This window comes from Ilumatobacter sp., from assembly GCF_030065885.1.
Classification (GTDB): Bacteria; Actinomycetota; Acidimicrobiia; order Acidimicrobiales; family Ilumatobacteraceae; genus Ilumatobacter.
The window spans coordinates 1-5,813 of record NZ_JASJCS010000190.1; the positions used below are offsets into that span (position 1 = coordinate 1).

The 5,813-nt window shown below is 70.3% G+C and carries 3 protein-coding genes, 1 tRNA gene and 1 pseudogene; 3 read left to right on the top strand and 2 right to left on the bottom strand.

The annotated features are described in order from the left end of the window. Positions 1-115: 115 nt before the first annotated feature. The gene (locus QNJ12_RS23305) at positions 116-1,978 is read right to left on the bottom strand and encodes an ABC transporter ATP-binding protein (protein WP_300626451.1); all 1,863 of its coding nucleotides are present in this window, start codon (positions 1,976-1,978) and stop codon (positions 116-118) included. A 69-nt stretch (positions 1,979-2,047) separates the two neighbouring features. Here QNJ12_RS23305 and QNJ12_RS23310 point away from each other — a divergent pair, with 69 nt between their 5' ends. Beyond that, positions 2,048-3,694: an alpha/beta hydrolase gene (locus QNJ12_RS23310; protein ID WP_300626453.1), complete on the top strand. Its 1,647-nt coding sequence runs from the start codon at positions 2,048-2,050 to the stop codon at positions 3,692-3,694. A gap of 195 nt (positions 3,695-3,889) precedes the next feature. Here the strand turns inward: QNJ12_RS23310 and QNJ12_RS23315 are convergent. Then, positions 3,890-3,977 (bottom strand) — tRNA-Ser (locus QNJ12_RS23315). A 173-nt stretch (positions 3,978-4,150) separates the two neighbouring features. Here QNJ12_RS23315 and QNJ12_RS23320 point away from each other — a divergent pair. Both QNJ12_RS23320 and QNJ12_RS23325 read left to right on the top strand, forming a co-directional pair. Then, positions 4,151-4,762 carry an ATP/GTP-binding protein gene (locus QNJ12_RS23320; RefSeq protein WP_300626455.1) on the top strand — a complete coding sequence of 204 codons (612 nt, stop codon included), beginning with the start codon at positions 4,151-4,153 and terminating at the stop codon, positions 4,760-4,762. After that, positions 4,759-5,813 (top strand): annotated as a pseudogene (locus QNJ12_RS23325) (hypothetical protein); the annotation flags it as partial. The gene QNJ12_RS23320 and the pseudogene QNJ12_RS23325, both read left to right, overlap by 4 nt.

The following is a 5,813-nucleotide window of genomic DNA, read 5'->3' on the forward strand; positions in this document are numbered from 1 at the left end:
CCGGCTTCCTCGAGAGTGCGCACGGCAAGGCCGCCGGCACTTCCTTCGTCGCCGCGCCTTGCCAGCGGCACGTTCGACTCGGCGCGCAACAGCGCAAACGTTGCCGGTCACGGCACTAGTCGGCGACGCTGAGCAGTTCGCCCGCTCGGAGCTGGGCGGCGTAGAGGCCGTCGGCCGTCACGAGTTGGTCGTGGGTGCCGACCTCGACGATGCGGCCGCCGTCGAGCACTGCGATGCGGTCGACCGAGCGCACGGTCGACAAGCGGTGGGCGATGATCAGGGCGGTCCGCCCCGAGAGCGCGGCGTCGATCGACGCCTGCACCTGCGCCTCGTTGTCGTTGTCGAGGTGGCTCGTGGCCTCGTCGAGGATCATGATCGCCGGGTTCTTGAGCAGCAGGCGGGCGATCGCCAGGCGCTGCTTCTCGCCCCCGCTCAACCGGTAGCCGCGCTCGCCGACCACGGTGTCGTAGCCGTCGGGCAGTGCGGCGATCGTCTCGTGGATGCGCGCCGCCCGGCACGCCTCGATCAGCTCGTCGTCTCCGGCCTCGGGAGCGGCGTACCGGAGGTTGTCGCCGATCGACTCGTGGAACAGGTGTGGGTCCTGCGAGACGACGCCGATCGCGCTCCGGAGCGTGGTGAGCGTGAGGTCGCGCACGTCGATCCCGTCGATGCGCACTGCGCCGGCGGTGGTGTCGTAGAGGCGCGGGATCAACGACGCCAGCGTGCTCTTGCCGGCACCGGACGCCCCGACGAGTGCGACGGTCTCACCGGGTGCGATCGACAGCGAGAGCCCGTGCAGCACGTCGTGGTCGGGATCGGCGCCGGGCACGGCGACGGTCTCCATCGACGCGATCGACGACTCGTCGGCCGGTGGGTACCGGAACGTGACGTCGTCGAAGTCGACCGCCCCGCGCGGCTGGAGGAGATCGATCGCGCCGGGCCGATCGGTGATCGGTTCGGGCGCATCGAGCACCTCGAAGACCCGCTCGAACGAGACCATCGAGGTCATCAGGTCGACGCGGGCGTTGGTGAGACCGGTCAGCGGCTGGTACACCCTCGTGACCAGCGCAGCGAGAGCGACGAGCGTGCCGGTGCTGATGTCGCCGCTGACGACCAGCTGCGCGCCGATGCCGTAGATCGTGGCCGTGCCGATGGCGGCGACGAGACCGAGGGCGACGAAGAAGACCCGCCCGAGCATCGCCGAGCGCACGCCGGCGTCTCGAACCGCCTCGGCACGGCGGCCGAACGTCTTGGCTTCGCGACCGAGCGATCCGAACAGCTTGACCAGCACGGCGCCCGAGACGTTGAAGCGCTCGGTCATCTGCGTGTTCATCGCCGCGTTGTGCTGCATCTGCTCACGCGAGATGGCCTGCAGCCGCCGCCCGACCCGGCGCGCCGGGACGACGAAGATCGGGAGCACGATCAGCGCCAGCAGCGTGAGGCGCCATTCGAGGGCGAGCATCGCGAGCAGCGTGGTGACGAGCACGATCACGTTGCTGACGACGCTGCCGAGCGTGCTGGTGACCGCCGTCTGGGCGCCGACGACGTCGTTGTTGAGGCGGCTCGTGATGGCGCCGGTCGGGGTGCGCGTGAAGAAGGCGACCGGGAGGCGCTGCACCTTCGCGAAGAGTGCCTGGCGGAGATCGGAGATCAGCCCCTCGCCGACGCGGGCGCTGCACCACCGCTGCAGGATCTGGAGCGCGGCGTCGAGCAGCGCGGCGGCGACCGCGAGGCCGGCCAGCCACCAGATCGCCGACCGGTCCTCGGTCGGGATCGCGTCGTCGATGATCTCGCGGACGACCAGTGGCGGCACGAGTGCCAGGAGTGCCGCCACGACGATCGAACCGAGGAAGACCGCGATGGTGGTGCGGTAGGGCCGCGCGAACTCCCACACCCGGCGCCCGGTGCCGCGGGCGAGCTTGGCGTCCTTGAGCGCCTCGGTGTCCCTCGGCATCATCATGTGGGGCCCCATCCGCATGCCGGCCAGGCTACGGCCGGCCCGTGCCACCGCGCCCGCAGTGTGACGCTTGGCCCGTAGCCTGTTCGGATGTCCGGGCGGCTGATCCCCTCACGCCTCGCCGCGCTCGCCGGTGCCGTAGCGCTGCTCGCCGCGGCGTGCTCGCCGAGCGCGGTGTCCGAGACGTCGAGCCGGCAGTCCGACGACGATGCGTCCGTCGCCGCCGGCGATGCGGACTCCTCCGGCTCGTCCGACTCGGCGGGTGATGCCACGTCGGCCGGCGTCGCGGACGGCGACACGGGCGGCACGGGCGGCGACACCGTCACCGGCGACGGTGACGCCGGCGACGGCGCCGACGGACCCTTCGAACCGGCGGCGATCGAGTGGGAGGAGTTCAACGACGCGGTCGACGTCGGCACGCTCGAGGTGCCGGTCGACTACGACGACCCGGCCGGTCCCACATTCGAGCTCTTCCTCGCCCGCTACCGAGCGATCGACAGTGACAACCGGGTCGGCAGCTTGCTCGTCAACCCGGGCGGCCCCGGCTTCGGCGGGAGCGACTACGCGTTCTTCGCGGCCCAGGTGTTCGACCGGCCGTTGCTCGAGCGGTTCGACATCATCGGCTGGGACCCGCGCGGCACCGGCGAGAGCGACCCCCCGATCGACTGCATCGACGACTACGACCCGTACTTCACCGACATCGACTCGACGCCCGAGACCGAGGAGGAGCGCACCGAGCTCGTCGAGACCGCGCAGGACTTCGCCCGCCAGTGCGTCGCCAACAACGCCGACATCATCCAGCACGTCGGCACGAACAACAGCGCACGCGACATGGATTCGATCCGGCGTGCGCTGGGCGAGGAGACCATCAGCTACTTCGGCTTCAGCTACGGCTCCGAGCTGGGGGCGACGTGGGCGACGCTGTTCCCCGAGACCGTGCGCGCCGCCGTGCTCGACGGTGCGGCCGATCCCGAGGCCGACGCGCTCGAGTCGAGCCTCCAGCAGCTGGCGGGCTTCGAGGCCTCGCTCACCAAGTTCCTGGCACGGTGCAGCGCCGACACGGAATGCCCGCTGCACAACGACGGTGATGCCGAGTCGGCCTTCGAAGAGCTCATGGTGAGCCTCGACGCCGATCCGGTGATCGGCGAGACCGGTCGACCGCGGGTGAATCGCGACGTCGCCACGATCGCCGTGATCCAGGCGATGTACTCCGAGTCGTTCTGGGCGGCGCTCAGGACGTCGCTGGGGGCCGCGGCCGACGGCGACGGCAGCGGGCTCCTGGCGCTCCACGACAACTACTACCAACGGGCGAGTGACGGCACGTACGGCAACGAGCTGGAGGCGTTCCAGGCGATCTCGTGCGCCGACACGCCCGAGCGTCCCACCGTCGACGAGGTCGAGGCCGAGCAGGAGCTCTTCACCGAGGTCGCGCCGAGGCTGGTGCCCGAGGGTTCGGCGGGCGGCTTCTTCTGCTCGTTCTTCCCCGAGGCGATCGAGCCGCGTGCGACCGTGACCGGCGATGGCGCCGGGCCGATCGTCGTGATCGGCACCACCGGTGATCCCGCGACCCCGTTCGAGTCGACGGTGCGGATGTCGAACATCCTCGAAGACGGCCGGCTCGTCGTCGTCGAGGCGGACCAGCACACCGGCTACGGCGTCAACCGCTGCGTCATCGAGGTGGTCAACGACTACCTGATCGACCTCGAACCCCCGGCCGACGAGACCGAGTGCCGCTAGTGCCGTGATGTGCCTGGGAGCTCAGCCGATCGGCGGGGCGCCCCAATCGTTGCGGTGCACGGAGTCGCCTGTGAGGCAAGGTGACGAGCAAGCCGTTCGCGGCGCAAGGCGCACCTGTCCGCTGAAGCCCCGCGCACGTCTCGTCACTGGACGCGGAACGACCGCCGAGGCCATGTCGGCGCCGGCGGTCGTTCGTGGCGGAGAGGGTGGGATTTGAACCCACGGACGCTTGCACGTCGCACGCTTTCGAGGCGTGTCCCTTCGGCCGCTCGGGCACCTCTCCGTCGAGCGAGGCTAGCGGGAAACCGGTGGTGAGACGACGGCGTTCGGTCGCCGCGCCGGTGGTCGCCGACTCAAGATCACACTGTGATCGGCCGATACATTCCGTGAGAATCAAGCGATGACCGGGGGCGTCGACCACCGCCTCCGACGAACCACCCGAAGGAGGAAACACACATGACCGCTCATGCTGACGCGCGCGCCGGACATGTGTTCAAGGTCCTCGTGACGGGTCCGTTCGCGGCCGGGAAGACGTCGTTGATCCAGGCCGTCTCGCAGACGACGGTCGTCGAGACCGACGTCGTCGCCACCGGCGCCGAAGCCGAGATCAAGCAGTTCACCACCGTGGCGATGGACTTCGGCACGTACGCGATCGAGGACGGCGACGTCCAGCTCCTCATGTTCGGCACGCCCGGTCAGAGCCGGTTCCGGTTCATGACCGACATCATGAAAGGTGACGTCGACGTCGTCGTCTACGTCGTCGACGCCGAGGCCGACCACACGCACGCCGAGGCGGGCGAGGCGATGCGAGAGCTCCTGGCGGATCTGCGCGTGCCGCTGGTGGTCGCCGTCAATCGATGCGACGACCGCGACGTCGCCGTGCTCGTCGCCCGCCAGCTCGGCGCGCTCGCGAGCGAAGCCGTCGTGCCGTGCCAGTTGATCGAGCACGAGTCGGGACGCAAGGTCGTCATCGAGGCGCTCTTGGCCGTCCTCGACCGTCTCGAGCGCACCAGGGACGAGCTCCTCGAGCCGGTGGAGCGCGTGCTCGCCCTGGCGGGTGCGGCATGACCATGGAACGCGAAGCGGTCGACGCCGACTTGTTCGGCCTGGCGGGAACGTTCCCACGACCGGGCTGGGTGGTGCTCGACGCCGCTCGCGAGCATCGTTTCACCGGCCGGATCGTGTTCGACACGTTTCCGGAGGTGCACATCTACCTCGACCGCGGCCGGATCTACCTCGCGGAGCGGATCACCGACCCGTCGCTCGGTTCGCGCCTCGTCGACGCCGGCGCGCTGAACGCCGCGCAGCTCGAACACGGAGCCATGCGCGTGGCTGGCGGCGAGCACCTGGGCCGCCTGTTCGAACGGGTGCCGTCGGTCGACCGCCACGCCGTGCTCGTCATGGCCGAGCTGATGACCGAGGAGTGTGTCGGCTGGCTGGCGACGCAGAACGTGCACAGCGCCGAATCGACGCCCTACCTCCACCATCCCTCGGGCGTCCACAGCTGGGACCGGCCGAGCGGCTGGTACGACCTCGCGCCGGGCGACCCGTTGCCGGCGCCGGCACCCGACCAGGCACCGGTCGAGGTCTCGTCTCCCGAGCCGCTGTTCGGGACCGATACGGACTCGTTCGACCCGATGATCGAATGGGACGAGCCGTCGTGGTTGGACGACCGGATCGCCGACTCGACCGCATCGGCCCATGTGGTCGTGCCGCCTCCGAGCACGCCTCCGGCAGCGGCCCCCGCGCAGCCGACCGGTGAGCCTGCTCCGGCCGAGCACGAACCCACCGAGCCGACTACCGAGCCCACGGCCGAGGCTCCACCGTCACAGCCGGTGACGCCCCCCGAGGCGACGGCGGCTACCGAACCGGAGGCACGCGCCGAGGACTGGATCGATCGGCTCGAGACCGATGGCCTGCCCGAGGTCGGCTCGGACCCGCTCGGCGCAGCGACCCGACTGCCTCCGATCCCCGTCGCCCCCGCCGACCGGTTCGAGGTGATCTGGCCGACCGGTGAGGTCGACGAGCAGTTCGGAGCCGTCGAGTCGGCCGTGCCGGACCATCCCGATCTCGACCGGCCCGGGCTGACGGCCCGCATCGGCACCGAGACCGCCGTGCC

Bases quoted from the DNA above. Each gene is read 5' to 3' on its own strand.
- QNJ12_RS23320 (WP_300626455.1), top strand. From the start codon at position 4,151: ATGACCGCTCATGCTGACGCGCGCGCCGGACATGTGTTCAAGGTCCTC.
- QNJ12_RS23310 (WP_300626453.1), top strand. From the start codon at position 2,048: ATGTCCGGGCGGCTGATCCCCTCACGCCTCGCCGCGCTCGCCGGTGCC.
- QNJ12_RS23305 (WP_300626451.1), bottom strand. From the start codon at position 1,978: ATGCGGATGGGGCCCCACATGATGATGCCGAGGGACACCGAGGCGCTC.